14 protein-coding genes are annotated in these 18,080 nt (G+C 42.1%); 7 read left to right on the plus strand and 7 right to left on the minus strand.

Features of this window, described 5'->3' with window-relative positions:
- Positions 1 to 22: 22 nt before the first annotated feature.
- The 4 genes from PSH54_RS05590 to PSH54_RS05605 all read right to left on the minus strand — a co-directional run bounded on the left by PSH54_RS05590 (position 23) and on the right by PSH54_RS05605 (position 6,125).
- Complete coding sequence (locus PSH54_RS05590; protein ID WP_273605664.1) at positions 23 to 688, minus strand: hypothetical protein; 666 nt, start codon at positions 686 to 688, stop codon at positions 23 to 25.
- A 133-nt stretch (positions 689 to 821) separates the two neighbouring features.
- A complete protein-coding gene (locus PSH54_RS05595; protein ID WP_273605665.1) occupies positions 822 to 2,780 on the minus strand; it encodes a phytase in 1,959 nt (652 codons plus the stop codon).
- A gap of 11 nt (positions 2,781 to 2,791) precedes the next feature.
- A complete protein-coding gene (locus PSH54_RS05600; RefSeq protein ID WP_273605666.1) occupies positions 2,792 to 3,766 on the minus strand; it encodes a metallophosphoesterase in 975 nt (324 codons plus the stop codon).
- A 64-nt stretch (positions 3,767 to 3,830) separates the two neighbouring features.
- On the minus strand, positions 3,831 to 6,125 hold the full coding sequence (locus PSH54_RS05605; RefSeq protein ID WP_273605667.1) for a TonB-dependent receptor plug domain-containing protein: 2,295 nt from the start codon (positions 6,123 to 6,125) through the stop codon (positions 3,831 to 3,833).
- Positions 6,126 to 6,464: 339 nt separating this feature from the next.
- Between PSH54_RS05605 and PSH54_RS05610 the strand changes: the two genes are divergently transcribed.
- Both PSH54_RS05610 and PSH54_RS05615 read left to right on the plus strand, forming a co-directional pair.
- Complete coding sequence (locus tag PSH54_RS05610; protein ID WP_273605668.1) at positions 6,465 to 7,328, plus strand: GGDEF domain-containing protein; 864 nt, start codon at positions 6,465 to 6,467, stop codon at positions 7,326 to 7,328.
- A complete protein-coding gene (locus tag PSH54_RS05615) occupies positions 7,312 to 8,310 on the plus strand; it encodes a helix-turn-helix domain-containing protein (RefSeq protein ID WP_273605669.1) in 999 nt (332 codons plus the stop codon). The genes PSH54_RS05610 and PSH54_RS05615 overlap by 17 nt, the downstream gene beginning before the upstream one ends.
- A gap of 22 nt (positions 8,311 to 8,332) precedes the next feature.
- On the opposite strand, the gene PSH54_RS05620 is transcribed toward PSH54_RS05615, so the two are convergent.
- The 3 genes from PSH54_RS05620 to ettA all read right to left on the minus strand — a co-directional run bounded on the left by PSH54_RS05620 (position 8,333) and on the right by ettA (position 11,451).
- Positions 8,333 to 9,241, minus strand: a complete 909-nt coding sequence (locus PSH54_RS05620; RefSeq protein ID WP_273605670.1) for a histone deacetylase family protein — start codon at positions 9,239 to 9,241, stop codon at positions 8,333 to 8,335.
- Between the two features lie 62 nt (positions 9,242 to 9,303).
- Positions 9,304 to 9,660: a PilZ domain-containing protein gene (locus PSH54_RS05625; RefSeq protein ID WP_029773844.1), complete on the minus strand. Its 357-nt coding sequence runs from the start codon at positions 9,658 to 9,660 to the stop codon at positions 9,304 to 9,306.
- A 117-nt stretch (positions 9,661 to 9,777) separates the two neighbouring features.
- Positions 9,778 to 11,451, minus strand: coding sequence for an energy-dependent translational throttle protein EttA (gene ettA / locus PSH54_RS05630; RefSeq protein WP_029773845.1), 1,674 nt, complete (start codon positions 11,449 to 11,451; stop codon positions 9,778 to 9,780).
- 231 nt (positions 11,452 to 11,682) lie between these two features.
- Here ettA and metA point away from each other — a divergent pair, with 231 nt between their 5' ends.
- The 5 genes from metA to PSH54_RS05655 all read left to right on the plus strand — a co-directional run bounded on the left by metA (position 11,683) and on the right by PSH54_RS05655 (position 17,933).
- The gene (gene metA / locus PSH54_RS05635) at positions 11,683 to 12,630 is read left to right on the plus strand and encodes a homoserine O-acetyltransferase MetA (protein ID WP_004587433.1); all 948 of its coding nucleotides are present in this window, start codon (positions 11,683 to 11,685) and stop codon (positions 12,628 to 12,630) included.
- Positions 12,620 to 13,693, plus strand: coding sequence for a homocysteine S-methyltransferase family protein (locus tag PSH54_RS05640; RefSeq protein WP_273605671.1), 1,074 nt, complete (start codon positions 12,620 to 12,622; stop codon positions 13,691 to 13,693). Before metA ends, PSH54_RS05640 begins: the two co-directional genes overlap by 11 nt.
- Before the next feature lie 8 nt (positions 13,694 to 13,701).
- The gene (gene metH / locus PSH54_RS05645; RefSeq protein WP_273605672.1) at positions 13,702 to 16,332 is read left to right on the plus strand and encodes a methionine synthase; all 2,631 of its coding nucleotides are present in this window, start codon (positions 13,702 to 13,704) and stop codon (positions 16,330 to 16,332) included.
- A gap of 208 nt (positions 16,333 to 16,540) precedes the next feature.
- On the plus strand, positions 16,541 to 17,167 hold the full coding sequence (locus PSH54_RS05650) for a DUF2971 domain-containing protein (RefSeq protein ID WP_273605673.1): 627 nt from the start codon (positions 16,541 to 16,543) through the stop codon (positions 17,165 to 17,167).
- A gap of 10 nt (positions 17,168 to 17,177) precedes the next feature.
- Positions 17,178 to 17,933, plus strand: coding sequence for a hypothetical protein (locus tag PSH54_RS05655; RefSeq protein ID WP_273605674.1), 756 nt, complete (start codon positions 17,178 to 17,180; stop codon positions 17,931 to 17,933).
- Positions 17,934 to 18,080: the final 147 nt, after the last annotated feature.

Consider the following 18,080-nt stretch of genomic DNA (forward strand, 5'->3'; position numbering starts at 1 on the left):
GGGCCTTTTTTCATGTTTGAAACTATTTATTTAAACTTTCTGCTTCGTAAAATAAAGGTTTTAGGGTGCCGCAGTTTATAAATTTATACGTTAACTCATTCTGGCTAGGAAGGAGGGTTGAGGTTCTAAATTTTTGCATACAGGCATTTACTAAATCTACAAAAATTAAGTGGCTGAAACTAGGTGCTTGGCTAATTTTATGAATGTAAATTCGCTCTGTGCTACCCAGGTCTATCATGTCGTATTCTTGCCACTGGCTAGGTTTAGCTAAATCTTTTAATTGGCGAGCATATAGCTGTTTACTCATTTCTATTGTTCTGTTTGTGTAAATTAGGCTGCCTGCTTTTTTGTAATTGCCTTCGTACACATCTGCGGTAATGGTTATTTCTTCACCGCGCATTAAGCGTTGAATATTAAATGGTTTGGACTTTAGCGTTATAAGCTCTGCGTTGCGCACAATATCTAAAAAAGCCACATCGGGGTTTTTAATCCTATACACCACTTGTACATCGTGCGGTAATTTATAGCCGGGTAAGTTAAACGCATAAATTCCTGAACCTTTATTCACCAGTGCTATTGCATGCTCAGCATTGTATTTAGGGTTGAGTGGTGGCAATTCTGCTGCCTCTTCCTCAGCAAAAGCGTATCCGCTTATAGTAATGAGCAACAATGTAAGAAGTAAACGCATAATAATCTCAATTAATTTATGAGCTTAAAGTGTAGTATATAGCTTTAATAACTCTAAATTTACTAGGTTTATTTTAAATACACATAGTAAAAAGGCTCGTAAGAGCCTTATTACGTTTAAATATGGTAGGTTTTTACTTAATCGCTTTTTTTACTTCACGCCAGTCAATAATTTTAAAATTTTGTGGTTGTAGTGGCATACGGTTGTAGCCGTCTTGCACTATAAGCATGCCTTCAGGATAGCCTGGTAAAGCTTTAGCTGTAACGGTTAAGCCGTCTGTTTCACCTGCGCCGTCAATGCCTTTATCTAGGTTAGCAATCACATTAAATTTACCTGCAAAGCTTAGGCTAGGCTGTGTATTATCTGATATTTTATAAAGCACATAGCTATTATCGCCTTGGCTTGATACCACTAAATAACGAGCATCATCAGCGTGATAAATTTCCATGCCTTCAACATCTGCCACAAGTTGCTCATTTACACTTTGTAGCATGACCGCTTTGTTGCCAGAAGTTGGCTCTGCACCGATATACCAAATGCCTTGATCTTCTTCGCCGGCAAATAATTGGCCTAGTTTATCATCGGCACTACAGCCTTCTGGTTGGCTTGGTAGGGTAAACTCTCTAACCAGTTCACCGCTTAAGTTACCTTGCTCACCGGTGAGTTTATATTGTTGGAACAAACCTGATTTATCATTAACAAATACGTATTGACCAGATTCAGACGAATACATACACATACCGTAAATCTCGGCTAGGTTTGTGGCTACTTCTGTTACATGGTTTACTTTGTTCTCGCTATCGACAGTAAACACGCTAATACTGTTAAGCGTGCGGTTGCTGGCTGTGATCCAAGTCTGGGTTTCGTTGTTTATATCCTGATGCTGGCGTACATCAACATTATTTAAACGCCCAACATTAAGCGATTGCACTTTGTTGCCAGCAAGATCATAAACCATCAAGCCGCGGCGTTTATCTGTGCCTAAAATTAAGCTGCTTTTAGCGTCTTGTTCATTTATCCAAATTGCCGGATCATCTGCAGCATCACCAAATGCTGCAACTGGCGTTGTTTGTGCGCTGGCATGAAGGTGAGTCATCGCGACTTGGTTTTGTGAAGTAACTGTTTGCGCAGTGTAGTTAACATTTGCTTGAATGTAGGCACCTGTTTCATCATCAATTAAAACTAGCTGCGCTTGATTGTTATTGATCAAACTCGCTGTAACAGATTCAATGGTGTGATCGCCAGAAAGTGACCACTGACTTAGTTTTTCAGTATTTTCGTGGTAAGCATAGATCATATTGCCATCAGTGGCAGTAAGCCATAAAGTACCATCTTGTGATACTGATAATACCCCAATTTCACTGTTTAATTCACCATATGGTTGTACTAAAGCCACAGGTTGTTTGTTGGCATCTGATTCCGCATCAGCATTAATGGCCCACACACCTAGCTCTGCTTCGCCCACATACAAGGTTTTTGTTTCATCATTAACAGCACAGCCTGAAGCTTCAGTGACTGCAGAGAACTCACGTACTGCAATATTTTTAGCTTGTTTAGTGGCTAAATCATAAATAATGGTTTCGCTGATCAAGCCTCGAACATCCGGCACAAATGCTGAAACAGTCTCGTTATCAGTGTTTTTAAATAAACACACGGCATCAGGCTGAGCTTGGGGCGGGGTAATACGAGAGAGTTCATTTATCTGCCAAGTTTGACCATTTTTTTCAAGTTCAAAGATGACTACGTTATCTTGGCTTTTATCAATGCTTGCCAATAAAAATTGTTGCTCTGTGATTTTCTTTAGTGAGATAGATTCAAAGTTACCCGCTAATAACACACTGCTTTGGTCTTTATCTGCCACTAATAAGCCCTGGCTTTCGCTGGCAATCAACCATTGGTTATTACCCAGCGTTGCTGCCTGTGAGCCTTGCATATTTTGTTGAGGGCCAAATTTTTCCACAGCTATTGCTGCTTTTACCATAGCTGCGTTGCTTTGGCTGCTAGGTTCCTCATTACTTGTACAACCGCTTATTGCAGTTATTAGGAGTGCACTGCCAAGCACCGCTGAAATTGTATTTAGTTTAAAGTTCATTATTTTATCCTTTACTTATCTATGTGCTTTTCAGTGCTAAAACGTACTTCACCAAGGTGATTAATCGCACTTACACTGAATGTTTCGCCATTGATAGATACACTTAAAAAACCAGGTGTTGCTTCTGCGTAGCGGGTAAATTCACGTTGTTTTACAAACCGTGCTTCACTGCCTCCACCAGAGACAAAGTGAGCCACTTTGCTATTTTTTGGTTGGTTGTATTGCAAGTCGTGCTCGTGTCCAGCGATATAAGCATGCACGTTATGACGCTCCAAAATAGGCTCTAAAATGTCGCGAAGCCCTTGGTTACGGCCAAAGCGTTTACCACTTGAATAAAGCGGGTGATGACCGACCACAATCTTCCACTTTGCTTTACTGCCGGCAAGTTGGGTTTCAAGCCAAGTAAGCTGGGTTTTATAGCCTTGCCCTTGGGTAGAACGGTATTTATCACGGTCTTTATATTCAGGCTGAATCGGGTTGGTATCTAAAAAAACCATTAACACTTGCTCGTTGTTTTCAAGCGCAAATGTTTTACTGTAGTACCTAGCGGGTAACTGCCAGCGCTGGCTTTTTTCTGTGTAGTCAATTTGTGCTTGAGCATTACCCAAGTAATCGTGATTACCTAACACAACATACCAATCTTCAAATGTATGTGGGCCATGATAGATATCTTCGTAAGCGGATTGCCATAAAGGGTCGTTGACGCTTGCTACCCCATTCGGGTAAAAGTTATCACCAGTTGAGACGATAAAGTCAGCATCAGTTTGGTACATGGCTATTTCTAATTGGTGAGCCACTTCTTTTTGATAAAAGTGGCCGTTGTGTCCCCAATCACCAATTACCATAAAGTTAAGGCTATCAGGTAGCGTATTTAACTTAGCTATTTTTTGCTGTTGATAAAGCTCATCTTTATAAATAACAGGCTCGACAGCACTGAGCGCTGATGAGCTCAGTAGGGCGGCCATTATGAAAGACAATTTAAACATGTTTTAACTCCAAAAAAGCACGTAATGGCTTGCCAATACGTGCCTAAAATGATGATGCCTGCTATTAAAATGCGTAACGCAACATTAGTTGAACCACAGGACCTGCTTCTTCAGATTCAAGCTCGTACTCATCAAAGTCACGGCTGTTTTGATCATCAAGTGAGTCAAATTTGTTGAAAACTTCATCTTTACTGGCATCAAGTAGGTTTGAACCAACTAGGCGAAGGGTTACGTCATCCCAGCGCTTTTCAACGAAAAGCTCTAAATCAGCACCGTAAGAGGTGGTAACTTCTTCCCCTACAAAGCGTCCGTATGCATCACCTTGGTTACGGTAAGTTGCACCAAATGATGCACGCAGTATTGGTAAATCTTGGATAAAGCCAATGTTATAAACATAATCTGATTGGTCATTAAACTTACGTTTACCAAAGCTGTCTTCAACTTCACTATCAAGCCAAGAGTAATTTAAGAAGATACCTGTATTAGGCATGTTCAAGGCGCTAAGCGGGGTTGATAAATCAAACTCAATACCTTGAACTGACCCATCGCCAGTATTTTGTGGTTGCAATACAAATGTACCTTCACCTTCTGAGCCTTCAACACCTGTGCTGGCAATTTCGATTAAATCGCTTACGTCACGGTAAAATACGTTTACACCGACAACGCCACTTTTACCTAAACGGTATTCGTAACCTAAATCAATACCCCAAGAAGATTCTGGCTTTAGATTTGGGTTACCTAAAAAGTCATTATCAGCGAGCTCTTCTTCAAGTAGGGCGGGTGTTATGTAGTCAAAGTCAGGGCGGCGTAAGCTACGAGCAACAGAGGCGCTGACTCGGCCGTTATCGCTGACACTGTAACGAAAGTGAGCTGAAGGTAAGAAAAAGTCATAGTCATTTTTTGCAGTAACGCCTTCATTGGTATCGGTAATGTTTGAGTCAGTTGACTCCCAACGTACACCCATCTCCCATGAGAACACATCAGCTTCGTGTTTGATTAATGCAAATAAGTCAAAACGGTCTTCTTCAAGCGTATTAACGCCTCCGTCTACTGCTTCAAATTCGTTATTAAATACAGCTAAAGACATAGGTGTTTGGCTAAATTGATCCCAGCCAGTAAGTGTTTGCTCACTTTCATCTTCAGCTTCAAAAATTGCTGTGTCGCGCTCTTTTCCTTGAACAAAAGCACCAAACTGGACTTCTTTTGAGTCACCTAGCAGTAAGCTATGTTGCCATTGTAATGACCATTCTTTATCGTCAATCTCAACAGTTTCTTCAGCTTCTTCAAAAACCATTGGGAGCTCAGATGTATCAAGCTCAACTTCTTGCTCGTAAACTGACTCTTCAAAGCTGGCATAGCCTACTTTAAACTTGCTGGTACCGCCTAATAACGGTAATTCATAACCTGAGTTTATGTTGTAGTTGGTTTGGTCAATGTAGGAAACATTTGCGTTGTCTGAAAGCAAGTTACCGCCTTCAACCACAGAGTTAGACGTGGCCGTCGCGTCGTCATATTCAAAAGAACGCTCGTCTTCGGTACGGTCTGTATCAACCCACATTGCGCTAATATCAAATTTACCGCCGTTATCAAATACCTTTTCAAAGCTGGCATTTAATGATGTGTCATCGCCATCACGAGTATCAGATTGATCTTCACGGTTATCAAAATCATCAGTTGCATAATTAGGGTTATTTTCAGGGCTATCACCATAACGTATGCTTGATTTTTGTTTTGGGTTATAACGACCTTGAAAATTAGCGCCTAGTAGTAAACGTCCACCTGCAAACTCAGTACCGTAAACGCCCGCAAAGCTTTCTTTTAGTTCACCATCATCATAGCGTAATCCTCCTGCGCGAATATAACCGCCGTCTAAGCTGTAGCCATCTCGAAGTACAATGTTAAGGGTGCCCGCAATTGCATCGGCAGAGCGGTTGGCACTTGATGAACGAATTATTTCTACACGCTCGATTAATTCGGCAGGAATACGGTCAACAAAAAATGAGCGATCAGCACCAGCGCCTGGAACTTCTTCGCCATTGATCAGTACTTTTGTGTAAGCAGGGCTCAAACCGCGCATACGTGCGCCGTCAGACTCAAGCACATCTGATAAAAACGTCACACTCGGTACACGCTTTAGTGCATCACCTGCGGTGAGTGGTTCAAAACGCTGAAAGTATTCTTGAGAGTATTCAAGCGTTGGGGCTAGTTCTTGTGAGCGGTTGCGATAACCTATTTCGCCATAAACTACTAACTCTTCAGATATTTTTACATCAGTTGTGTGTTCTTCTTGTGCTGCATGTACTGCTAAATTGCAAAGTGATAGCGCTGTTACCAGTGCTTTAAGTTTAAAGTGTGCCATGTAATTTGCTCCTGTTGCTGCTTGGTTTGAAAGCAAACTAATTAAATTAAATGACGCAAATGTGACAACACCCTATTTAGATCAGCAGGTTATTAAGGTTTTAAAAGCTTTACCTTGGCGTGTGAGCTAATCGCACTCCCAAGCAATATAGCGTTAATGGGCTATGTGCAGGTTATAAGTAAGTGCATATCATTTAGCTGTCACATCATTGAGCTAATATGACCCTGCTACAAAAAATGCACTTCGGGTAGCATAAATACATACGCAATTTAAATAAGACAAACTATGCGATTTAATCCCTTTATTAGCCATCGGCTTTTAACAAACAGTATTATAGCTATGGCGTTATTAGCCATATTTTTATGTGCCTATTTAGGGGAGCTCAAAGAGCTACAACACATACAATGGCTCGATATTATTGGTGAGGGCGGCATAGTGATTATGACCCTAACTTGGATTGTTGCCTTACTTATTTCGCGCCCGCCGGGCAAAGTTACTCGTTATTTGGTGCTTGGGCTTGGTTTATTTATGTTCTCGGCCACGCTCGATTTGCTCGATGAGTGGTTAATGCAACCTGCGCAGCAGTGGCTAAGCTGGATAGAGTCACTGCCAGCCCCCGTTGGGATGCTACTAACCAGTTTAGGTTTATACCATTGGCACCAAGAACAATATGTTTTAAATAAACAGCTAAGGCGCCGTGAAGCACATTTACGTGAACACGACAAAGTATGCCCCGTTACCGGCGTTTATACAGCCGAATACTTACAAAGCGTTTTAAACACGCAGCTTAAGGCGCCGCAGCCAGTTTTATTAGCCGCTATTGATATACGCGACTTCGCTAGTTTTAATAATGAGTTTGGTTTTAGCGAAGGGGATCGACTGCTACGCGAAATAAGCGAGCTTATACTAATGAACTGTCGGTTAAGCGATGTGGTATGTCGTTATGCGGGAGACTGTTTTATGGTGCTAATGCCAGCCACATCAAAGCAGCAAGGCCAAGAGCTTCTTAGGCAAATAACAGCCGCATTAAAACATTGTGCTTTTAAAGTAGAAGGCTCTGGGCTTGCTAAGTTTCAGTGTGTAACTACCCACATCATACAAGCGCAAAAAAGTGATACAGCTCACGTGCTAATGCAACAATTGCACAGCGGCCTACAACTACAAAAACAACAAAGAGCCACCAGCAGTGAACAGTTATGTTAGCTTAACTGACAAGTATTTAACCGCACAGGGGCTTATAACTGCCGTTGTAGAGCTTGCGCAAAGTAGGGGGGTTGCCCTACATAAGTTGTTACGCGGCACCGGGATTTTTGAGCAAGATTTACTCAGCGTTGAGCATTGCTTTAGTTTAGAGCAGCAAGTTAAATTACTAAGTCAATTTAAACGCCTAATGAATACCCCCGACAGTGGTTTTTTACTGGGGAGTCAATTAGTTAACGATTCAAGTAGCTCAGCACAAAGTGTATTGTACAGCGCTAAAGTAGGGGCGGCACTGTTACAAATACAGCGAGCGCGTTTACAGCTTTGCCCTTTGTTTTTTAGTCAGCACTATGTAAGTAATCAGCAATTTTATATTTTTTTAAATGCTGCTACAGGGCTTGATGACGATCTACATAACTACATTTTAGAAATTTACAGTGCTGCGTTTTATAGTTTCTTAAAGCGTTTAAGCCCGCACTATCCGCAGTGTGAGTTCGACTTTAGTTTTAAGCGACCGCGTCATATTCATCAGTACGAGCAACATTTAGGTTTAAAGCTGCGTTTTGAGCAGCCAACGACTCGTTGGGTAATTAGCAAAACATTGCTTCGCCAAGCTAACCCGTACGCCAGCGAATTACGCTTTATGCAAGCACGCGCTCAATTGGCTGTAAAATCACACGAAAAATACACCTTTATAGAGGCTGTTTGGCGCTATCTACACACTTATAACGAGGCAAGTTTAGAGCAAACCGCCCAGTATTTTGCCATGAGCCCAGCCACGTTTAAACGAAAACTAAAATGCCATAATATGCGCTTTTCGAGCTTAGTTGATGAGCAAAATAAACATAAAGCCATTTATTTACTTACCTTGCGCGCTAAGTGCAATGAGCATGTTGCTGAGCGTTTGGCATTTTACGATATTCCTAACTTTAGGCGGGCATTTAAACGTTGGACAGGGCTAACCCCAAGCCAGTTAAAAGTATAAAGCGCACAGGTTAATACTTATTTTAAAAACCAGCAGCCTGCTCAATTACTATTGCATGGCGCTGCGCTAAACGCGTATGGTCTCTGTCGTAGCCGCCACCAATAACACTAGCAATAGCGGTGTTATGTTCAAGGCAGCGCTTAAACACTAAATGGTCACGCTGTTTAATGCCGTCCCAGCTTATATCTAGTTTGCCTAAGCCATCGTCTTGCCAAATATCTACACCCGCATCGTATAGGACTAAATCGGGGTTGAGTTCTTTTAGTAAAAACTGCAGCGTATCATCCACAACGCCTAAGTATTCTGCGTCTTGCATATTGTTAGCAAGGCCTATGTCTAAATCGCTGGGGGATTTTCTAAACGGGAAGTTTTTTTCGCAGTGTATAGAGCATGTATACGCATACGGTTGATGCGCAAGCATTGCAGCTGTGCCATCGCCTTGGTGTACGTCTAAATCAAAAATGAGCACGTTGGTCACTTCACCGCTTTGTATTAATGTTTGCGCGGTAAAGGCTAAGTCGTTCACCATACAAAAACCTGAGCCAAAATCAGTGTGTGCATGGTGCGTACCGCCTGCTAAATGACAGGCTAAGCCATGCTTTAATGCTAAGCGTGCAGTTTGTAACGTGCCTTGTGGGGCGGTGAATGTGCGGTCCATTAGCGGTTGCGACCAAGGTAAGCCAATGCGGCGCATGGCTTTTTCGTCTAGACGGTTATGCCATAAATCGTGAATGTAGTTTTCGCAGTGTACCAGTTCAAGTGGTTCAGGGGAGCCCCAAATAGGCTCTACTAAATTATTACCTGCAATGCCTAAACCTTTAACCTGCTCATATAAATGAGCAAATTTACTCATTACAAATCGGTGCTTAGGGTCAAAGCTAAACGAATAATTACTGTGATAGACCAAAGGTAAGTGAGGGTTTAGGCGCATAACCGTATCAATAATAAAGTTTGCGCTATGGTAATAAACTTAACTAACGGAGTCTATTGCCGCTATTCAATCAATGAGGCAAGCTCGCGATGAAGTAATTGTTCATCGGCTAAATTAAGTTCAACTAACCGTTTTAAATAGGTAATGCTGTTTATATCTATATGGTGGCAATTAAGGCCGATGTGTTTATCTTCTATGTGGCAAATAAACACCTCCATTTTTATTTCTATATCGCTTTGTGGCAAGGTAAAGCGCAAGGTGGCTTCGCTATTTTTTGTGCCACTAAACGCCGCGCATTTAGTAATGAGTGCGCCATGTAAAGATACATCGAGTAATTTGCATGGGTAGCTCTCTCCTGCAAATTCTAATTGAGCCGCGGTTGAAAAAAGAATACGCGAGAACTGACGTCGATTTTCCATAAAACGAGTGCCTTTATTGTAATATTTAAATCAAGCATAGCGGGAAATAGCCCATAGCGATAAAAAATGGCATAAAAAACCCCGCATAAATGCAGGGTTTGTTATATCAGTTAACAATTAACCAATTTTTTTATACTTAATACGCTTAGGTTGTGCAGCTTCTGCGCCTAAGGTCTTTTTAAGCCACTCTTCGTATTCAGTGTAGTTACCATCGAAGAAGTTAATTTGGCCTTCGTCGCGGTAATCTAAAATGTGTGTTGCAATACGGTCAAGGAACCAACGGTCATGCGATATACACATTACACAGCCTGGGAACTCTAAAATAGCGTTCTCAAGGGCGCGTAGTGTTTCAACATCAAGGTCATTGGTTGGCTCATCCAGTAGTACTACGTTACCACCCGCTTTTAAAAGCTTAGCAAGGTGTAAACGGTTACGCTCACCACCTGATAAGTCTTTTACAAACTTTTGCTGATCGTTACCTTTAAAGTTAAAGCGGCTAACGTATGCACGGCTTGGGAACTCAAAGTTACCAATTTTTAGCACGTCTTGTCCGTCAGATATTTCTTGGAATACGGTTTTGCTTTCGTCCATGTTGCCACGGAACTGATCAACCGTTGCAAGCTCTACAGTTTCACCTACGCTAATGCTGCCGCTATCTGGTTGCTCTTCGCCGCTTAGCATTTTAAATAGGGTTGATTTACCCGCGCCATTGGCACCAATAATGCCCACAATCGCGCCTTTTGGCATACTAAAGCTTAAATCGTCGATTAAAACGCGGTCGCCAAAACTCTTACGTAAGTTATTAACTTCAAGCACTTGGTCGCCCAAACGCGGGCCAGGTGGAATAAATAGCTCGTTAGTTTCGTTACGCTTTTGGTAATCAGATTGCTGTAGCTCGCTAAACTGCGCCATACGGGCTTTAGACTTAGCTTGTCGACCTTTAGGGTTTGAACGTACCCACTCAAGCTCTTGAGCAATTGATTTTTGACGTGCTTTTTCAGATTTTTGCTCTTGTTGTAAGCGCGCATCTTTTTGCTCAAGCCAAGAAGAGTAGTTACCTTCCCACGGAATACCTTCACCGCGGTCAAGCTCTAGTATCCAGCCAGCTACATTATCAAGGAAGTAACGGTCATGCGTTACCGCCACAACAGTGCCTTCGTAATCATGTAAGAAGCGCTCAAGCCAAGCAACCGACTCAGCATCTAAGTGGTTAGTAGGCTCATCGAGAATAAGCATATCTGGCTTTTCGAGTAATAAACGACAAATAGCAACACGGCGGCGCTCACCACCTGAAAGGTGCTCAATTTTAGCATCCCATTCAGGTAAGCGAAGTGCATCGGCTGCGCGTTCTAAAACGTTATCGATGTTGTGACCATCGTGCGCTTGAATAATCGCTTCAAGCTCACCTTGCTCTTTTGCTAGGGCGTCAAAGTCAGCGTCTTCCATTGCGTACTCGTTGTACACTTCGTCAAGGCGATTAAGGGCATGTTTTACTTCGCCAACAGCTTCTTCAACTATTTCGCGTACTGTTTTGCTTTCATCCAGTACTGGCTCTTGCGGTAAGTAACCAATTTTAGTACCAGGTTGAGGGCGAGCTTCACCTTCAAAGTCTTGATCAACACCGGCCATAATGCGAAGTAATGTAGATTTACCAGCACCATTTAAACCTAGCACACCAATTTTAGCGCCAGGGAAAAAGTGCAACGAAATATCTTTTAAAATTGTGCGCTTAGGTGGCACAACTTTAGATACTCGACTCATCGAGAATATAAACTTATCAGGTAAAACCATGGAGGAAAGCCTTCAAATAATAAAAATTTCAATGTTGTATTGTAGTGGCTCACGGGTGAAACAGTCAACGAATGGCGGGTTTTAAAGCGCTAATGGCTGCAGGTTGATAAAGTATAAAATCATGAATAAATTTCATTTAGACATCTATACATCTAGAGGTTGATATTTTTAGCATACTGTTCATAATGAGAGCGTATAAATTCTCGGTTTTTATGAGTAGGAGTAAAAAATATGCCAATTACAGTGAAAGACGAGCTACCGGCTATTGCCCGTTTACGTGAAGAAAACGTGTTTGTAATGCCAAAAAGTCGCGCAAAAACGCAAGAAATTCGTCCTATGCGTTTGGCTATTTTAAATTTAATGCCTAATAAAGTAGAAACCGAAGTGCAGTTTATTCGTTTGCTTGCCAATTCTCCTTTGCAAGTAAATGTAGAGCTATTACGCCTAGATACACACCGTAGCAGTAGCAACTCAGAAGAGCACCTAGATACCTTTTATCGTTATTTTTCAGAAGTGAAAGACAATAACTACGATGCGTTAATTGTTACCGGCGCGCCACTCGCACACCTTGAATACGACGATGTTGCGTACTGGGATGAGCTAAAAGTGATTATTGATTGGGCAGAGCAGCACGTTACCTCTACGCTGTTTTCATGCTGGGCGGCGCATGCCGCGTTGTATCATCGTTACAATTTAAAACGCGATTTAAAAGAAGATAAACTTTGTGGTGTGTTTACTCACCAGTGTTACTTTGATCACGGAGCACTTACTCGTGGCTTTGACGATACCTTTTTAGTGCCTCACTCACGTTATGGCCACATAGATATAAATAAAATTAATGCCTGCGACGATATAGTCGTGCTAGCTGGCTCTGAAAAAGTAGGCGCTTACTTAATGAAAAATAAGTCGGGCAGCCAAGTGTTTATAACCGGCCACCCAGAATATGATGCCGACACATTAAAAGCAGAGTACGAGCGCGATTTACAAAAAAGTCCTGATGCGCCAAAACCCGAAAACTATTTTCCAGATAACGATGCAAGTAAAAAGCCGTCAAAAACGTGGCAAAGCCATGCTTTTTTGCTGTTTTCGAACTGGTTAAATTACTACGTGTACCAAACGACCCCTTATGATATTAATTTAGTTAGCCAAGATGTGAGGACTAACAACTATGCCGAATAACGTGCAAAACAATAATAAACACAGCGAATTAAGCGCTGCATTAAAAGAGCGTATTTTAATTTTAGATGGCGCCATGGGCACCATGATCCAAACTCACAAGCTTGAAGAAGAAGACTACCGAGGCGAGCGCTTTAAAGACTGGCACGTACTAATTAAAGGCAATAACGATTTATTAAGCCTTACAAAACCTGAGTTAATTGCCAATATACACCGCAGTTTTTTAGCCGCCGGTGCAGACATTATTGAAACCAATACCTTTAACTCAACCACCATTTCGATGGAAGATTACGACATGGCAAGCATAAGCCGTGAAGTAAACCTAGAGTCGGCCAAACTCGCACGCGCAATATGTGACGAGTTCACCGCTAAAACTCCAGAAAAACCCCGCTACGTAGCCGGTGTGTTAGGGCCAACATCTAAAACCTGCTCAATTTCGCCAGATGTAAACGACCCAGGTTATCGCAATATTACCTTTGATAAGCTGGTTACTGCCTATGTTGAGTCTACCCTTGCATTAATGGAAGGCGGCGCTGATTTAATACTTATCGAAACCATATTCGACACGCTAAATGCAAAAGCTGCCTCATTCGCAGTAGAAGAAGCGTTTGAGCAAGCAGGGCGCACATTACCAGTAATGATCTCAGGCACAATTACCGATGCCTCTGGGCGTACGCTTTCGGGGCAAACAACTGAAGCATTTTATAATTCTATTCGCCATATTAAGCCGCTTTCTATAGGCCTTAACTGCGCCCTAGGCCCCGATTTACTTCGCCAATACGTAGAAGAGCTTTCGCGCGTGTGCGAAACCTTTACCTCAGTACACCCAAATGCCGGTTTACCAAATGAGTTTGGTGAGTACGACCTAGAAGCAGAGGACATGGCGAAAGAGATTATAGACTGGGGAAAATCGGGCTTTATAAATATTGTTGGTGGTTGCTGCGGCACAACGCCTACGCATATTCGTGCGTTTGCTAAAGGGCTTGAAGGGGTAAAACCTCGTGCATTACCTGAGCTTGATGTTCGCATGCGTTTATCAGGCCTTGAAGCCTGTAACTTAAACTAGGAGCCAACATGACCCAGCAAATTGCAGTATTTACCAATGTTGGCGAGCGTACCAACGTAACCGGCTCTGCCATGTTTAAACGCTTAATCATGGAAGAAGATTACGAGACCGCCCTGAATGTTGCCCGCGAGCAAGTAGAAAACGGCGCCCAAGTTATTGATATAAACATGGACGAAGCCATGTTGGACTCAAAAGCGGCCATGGTTAAGTTTTTAAACTTAATTGCCTCAGAGCCCGATATTTCTAAAGTGCCCATTATGGTCGACTCCTCTAAATGGGAAGTAATAGAAGCAGGCCTTAAATGTATTCAAGGCAAGGCTATTGTTAACTCAATATCGCTTAAAGAAGGGGAGGAGCCGTTTAAACGCCAAGCTAAAATTATTAAACGCTTTGGCGCAGCTGCTGTTGTAATGGCGTTTGATACCGACGGCCAAGCCGACACCGCAGACCGCAAATACGAAATCTGTGAACGCAGCTACAAAATATTAGTCGAAGAGATTGGTTTTCCGCCGGAAGATATAATATTCGATCCTAATATATTTGCCGTAGCCACCGGTATAGAAGAGCACGACAATTACGCAGTAGAATTTATTGAAGGTACACGCCGCATTAAACAAAACTTACCACACTGTAAAGTGTCGGGCGGGGTGTCTAATGTCTCGTTTTCGTTTAGGGGCAATAACCCCGTACGTGAAGCCATTCACTCGGTGTTTTTATACCACGCGATAAAAGCGGGTATGGATATGGGTATTGTAAACGCAGGGCAACTTGCGGTTTACGACGACATCCCCGAGGAACTTCGCAAAGCCGTAGAAGATGTAATTCTTAACACCGACCCAGGTGCGGGTGAGCGCTTAGTAGAAATAGCCCCCAAGTTTTCGGGTATGGCACAAGCCGAACGCGTAGAAGATTTAGAGTGGCGCACATGGCCTGTTGAAAAACGCCTAGAGCACGCCCTTGTAAAAGGCATAACTACCTTTATAGATGAAGACACCGAAGAATGCCGAGCTGCCGCCGATAAACCTATTCACGTAATTGAAGGGCCATTAATGGATGGCATGAACGTGGTAGGGGATTTATTTGGCGCAGGTAAAATGTTTTTACCGCAAGTTGTTAAATCGGCCCGCGTAATGAAGCGAGCAGTGGCTTACCTAGACCCATACATAGAAGCTGAAAAAGAAGAAGGCGCCACTAACGGTAAAGTGGTTATGGCCACCGTAAAAGGCGACGTGCACGACATAGGTAAAAACATTGTAGGCGTAGTACTGCAATGTAATAACTACGAAGTAATCGACTTAGGCGTAATGGTACCTGCCGAAAAAATACTGCAAACCGCGATTGACGAAAAAGCCGACATAATCGGCCTTTCGGGTTTAATTACCCCATCGCTTGATGAAATGGTACACGTAGCCAAAGAAATGACCCGCCGAGGCTTTGAGCTCCCACTTATGATTGGCGGCGCTACGACCTCTAAAGCGCATACTGCCGTTAAAATTGAGCCGCAGTACGACAAAGGCGTAGTGTATGTAAATAACGCCAGCCGTGCAGTGGGCGTGGTATCGAGCTTATTATCTAAAGAGCTAAAACCGGCCTTTTTAGAAAAAACTAAAGCCGAATACGAAAAAGTACGCGAGCAACAAGCGCGCAAAAAGCCACGTTCAAAACCAGTTACCATACAGCGCGCCCGCGATAACGCCGCCAAGCTTGATTGGGATAACTACACGCCACCAGTGCCTAAAAAGCTGGGCGTAACCGAATTTAAAAATGTATCAATTGCGACTTTACGTAAATACATAGATTGGACCCCGTACTTTATGACGTGGTCAATCGCTGGTAAATACCCGCGCATAATGGATGACGAAGTAGTGGGCGAGCAAGCACGCAGCTTATTTAAAGACGCTAACGACATGCTCGACGACCTTGAAAAGTCAGGTGCTTTGCAACCTTTAGGTGTAATTGGTTTATTCCCTGCAAACCGCGAGGGTGATGACATAGAAATTTACACCGACGAAACCCGCAAAGAGCTGTTAACTACCTCATGCCATTTACGCCAGCAAACCGAAAAAAACGACTTTGCTAACTATTGTTTAGCCGACTACATTGCGCCAAAAGGCAAACCTGATTACTTTGGCGCGTTTGCAGTAACGGGCGGTTTAGAAGAAGACGACCTAGCCGACGCGTTCGATGCCAAGCAAGACGACTACAATAAAATAATGGTTAAAGCGGTTGCCGACAGGCTCGCAGAAGCCTTTGCCGAATACCTGCACGAACAAGTGCGTAAAGAGTATTGGGGTTATGCAGCCGATGAAAACTTAAGTAACGATGAGCTAATTCGCGAAAACTACCAAGGTATTCGCCCAGCGCCTGGTTACCCAGCGTGCCCAGAGCACACCGAGAAAAAGAAAATTTGGCAGTTACTCGATACCGAAAAACGCATTGGCATGCAGCTCACCAGCTCATACGCCATGTGGCCAGGGGCTGCGGTTTCGGGCTGGTATTTCTCACACCCAGAGGCAAAATATTATGCCGTAGCATCTATTCAAAAGGATCAGGTAGAAGATTACGCCAAGCGAACTAATATGACGCTCACAGAGGCCGAAAGGTGGCTGTCGCCTAACTTGGGGTATGAGCCAGAGTAAAAGAGCAGCGGTCAGTTTTTAGCTGTCAGCTATCAGTAAAAGAAAAACGAGCCTAATTTGGCTCGTTTTTTTATATTAAAGAAAAGAAGTAAAAATTGGTTCATATGTATTCAGTGTTTATTTAGTATAAGTAGTAATAAAAAGCTGAGTAACTTGATTTTTACTCAGGAAAATATTCTTTTCTAAAAATAATAGGATTTTAGATTAAATGAAGCTTTATCATTACATGGATGAGGTGTTTGGCTTAAAAAATTTATCAAATAGGAGGATTAAGGCTTCAACTTTTGACAATTTGAATGACCCTTTTGAGTTATTAGGTATCGAAACTAGCACACCTTATATACGTGCAAGCTTAAATAGGATGAAACTAGGTGTTTCAAGAGAATTTGGAAAATTGTGCTTTAGTAAAATTTGGTCTAACCCTGTTCAGTGGGCTCATTATGCTAATAACCACAAGGGCATATGTGTGGAACTTGAGCTATCTAATAAAGAGGATGCTCAAGAAGTAAAATATTATTCTGAAAGATTTAAAAGTAATTTAATAGATGATCAAAGCTTCCCACTAAAGTTATTACTTTCTAAATTCAAACATTGGGAATATGAAAAAGAATATAGAACAATTCGGGACCTTAATAACTTTGAAAAAGAAAATGGTCTTTATTTTCAGCCATTCAATGAGGACATGAAACTATCTAAAATAATTATTGGATGCCAATCGAAGTTAACTAGAAGCGAGCTAGAGAAGTCCCTCTGCATTCAGGATAGAGGTGTTGAAATTATATATGCTAGAGCAGCTTTCAAGTCATTTAAGATTGTTAAGTATCAGAATAAATAAAGGACTATTAATGAAGTATCTACATTATATATTGCTTTGCCTATCCCTATTTTTCACATCGAACACATTTGCGCTTGAGCAGAAGTATCACGAGAGTGTTTTACCTGTTATTGCTGCTTTTAAAACGCAGGATAAAACTGCGATTGCTGCGCATATTCGCTACCCTCTAAAAAGGCAATATCCATTGCCCGGCATTAAAAATGAAGCTGAGTTTGTTAACCGCTTTGATGAAGTGTTCGACGAGGAGCTTGTTACTATTATTGGCAGCTCTAATATTAATACCGATTGGGATAAAGTTGGTTGGCGCGGCATTATGCTAAATAACGGCGTGGTATGGGTTAATACTGACGGTAAAATTATCGGTATAAATAGCCACACAGCTAAAGAGCAGGCATTTGCTAAACGCTTAATTGAACAAGATAAGCAATCACTTCATTCAAGTATTAATACATTTGAAGAGCCAGTGCTGGATTGGAAAACGGCTAGCTACCATATTCGCGTTGATGATTTAGGTGATAGAAATTACCGTTATGCAGTGTGGAGTAGTGATAAAAGGCCAAAGGACAAGCCTGATATGGTTTTATTTAACGGTGATATTACCTTTGAGGGTAGCGGCGGCAATCACCACTATACGTTTATAAACGGACGCTATAGTTACATATTACATGTTACTATTATTGGCTGCGATACATCGCCACCTGGTTGGCTTGAAGTATATAAAAATGATGAGCAGTTATTAAATGAGTCAGTTATAAGTACTAAGTAAAATCAGTAAACCCTTCTTATCTCTATCTAATAAAGCTGCCACTTAATAACAGCTATAGGTTGGCGGTTCGCCGATAAAAATTTCAATAAACCAATCCTAAGTGGTAGGCTAAAAAAGTAGCAAGTATTCAAACCGTTCTCGCGCAAC

It is taken from the genome of Pseudoalteromonas sp. Angola-30 (assembly GCF_028599215.1).
Classification (GTDB): domain Bacteria; phylum Pseudomonadota; class Gammaproteobacteria; order Enterobacterales; family Alteromonadaceae; genus Pseudoalteromonas; species Pseudoalteromonas atlantica.

Bases quoted from the DNA above. Each gene is read 5' to 3' on its own strand.
- PSH54_RS05650 (WP_273605673.1), top strand. From the start codon at position 16,541: ATGAAGCTTTATCATTACATGGATGAGGTGTTTGGCTTAAAAAATTTA.
- PSH54_RS05600 (WP_273605666.1), bottom strand. From the start codon at position 3,766: ATGTTTAAATTGTCTTTCATAATGGCCGCCCTACTGAGCTCATCAGCG.
- ettA (WP_029773845.1), bottom strand. From the start codon at position 11,451: ATGGTTTTACCTGATAAGTTTATATTCTCGATGAGTCGAGTATCTAAA.
- metA (WP_004587433.1), top strand. From the start codon at position 11,683: ATGCCAATTACAGTGAAAGACGAGCTACCGGCTATTGCCCGTTTACGT.
- metH (WP_273605672.1), top strand. From the start codon at position 13,702: ATGACCCAGCAAATTGCAGTATTTACCAATGTTGGCGAGCGTACCAAC.
- PSH54_RS05620 (WP_273605670.1), bottom strand. From the start codon at position 9,241: ATGCGCCTAAACCCTCACTTACCTTTGGTCTATCACAGTAATTATTCG.
- PSH54_RS05590 (WP_273605664.1), bottom strand. From the start codon at position 688: ATGCGTTTACTTCTTACATTGTTGCTCATTACTATAAGCGGATACGCT.
- PSH54_RS05625 (WP_029773844.1), bottom strand. From the start codon at position 9,660: ATGGAAAATCGACGTCAGTTCTCGCGTATTCTTTTTTCAACCGCGGCT.
- PSH54_RS05640 (WP_273605671.1), top strand. From the start codon at position 12,620: ATGCCGAATAACGTGCAAAACAATAATAAACACAGCGAATTAAGCGCT.
- PSH54_RS05605 (WP_273605667.1), bottom strand. From the start codon at position 6,125: ATGGCACACTTTAAACTTAAAGCACTGGTAACAGCGCTATCACTTTGC.
- PSH54_RS05655 (WP_273605674.1), top strand. From the start codon at position 17,178: ATGAAGTATCTACATTATATATTGCTTTGCCTATCCCTATTTTTCACA.
- PSH54_RS05595 (WP_273605665.1), bottom strand. From the start codon at position 2,780: ATGAACTTTAAACTAAATACAATTTCAGCGGTGCTTGGCAGTGCACTC.
- PSH54_RS05610 (WP_273605668.1), top strand. From the start codon at position 6,465: ATGGCGTTATTAGCCATATTTTTATGTGCCTATTTAGGGGAGCTCAAA.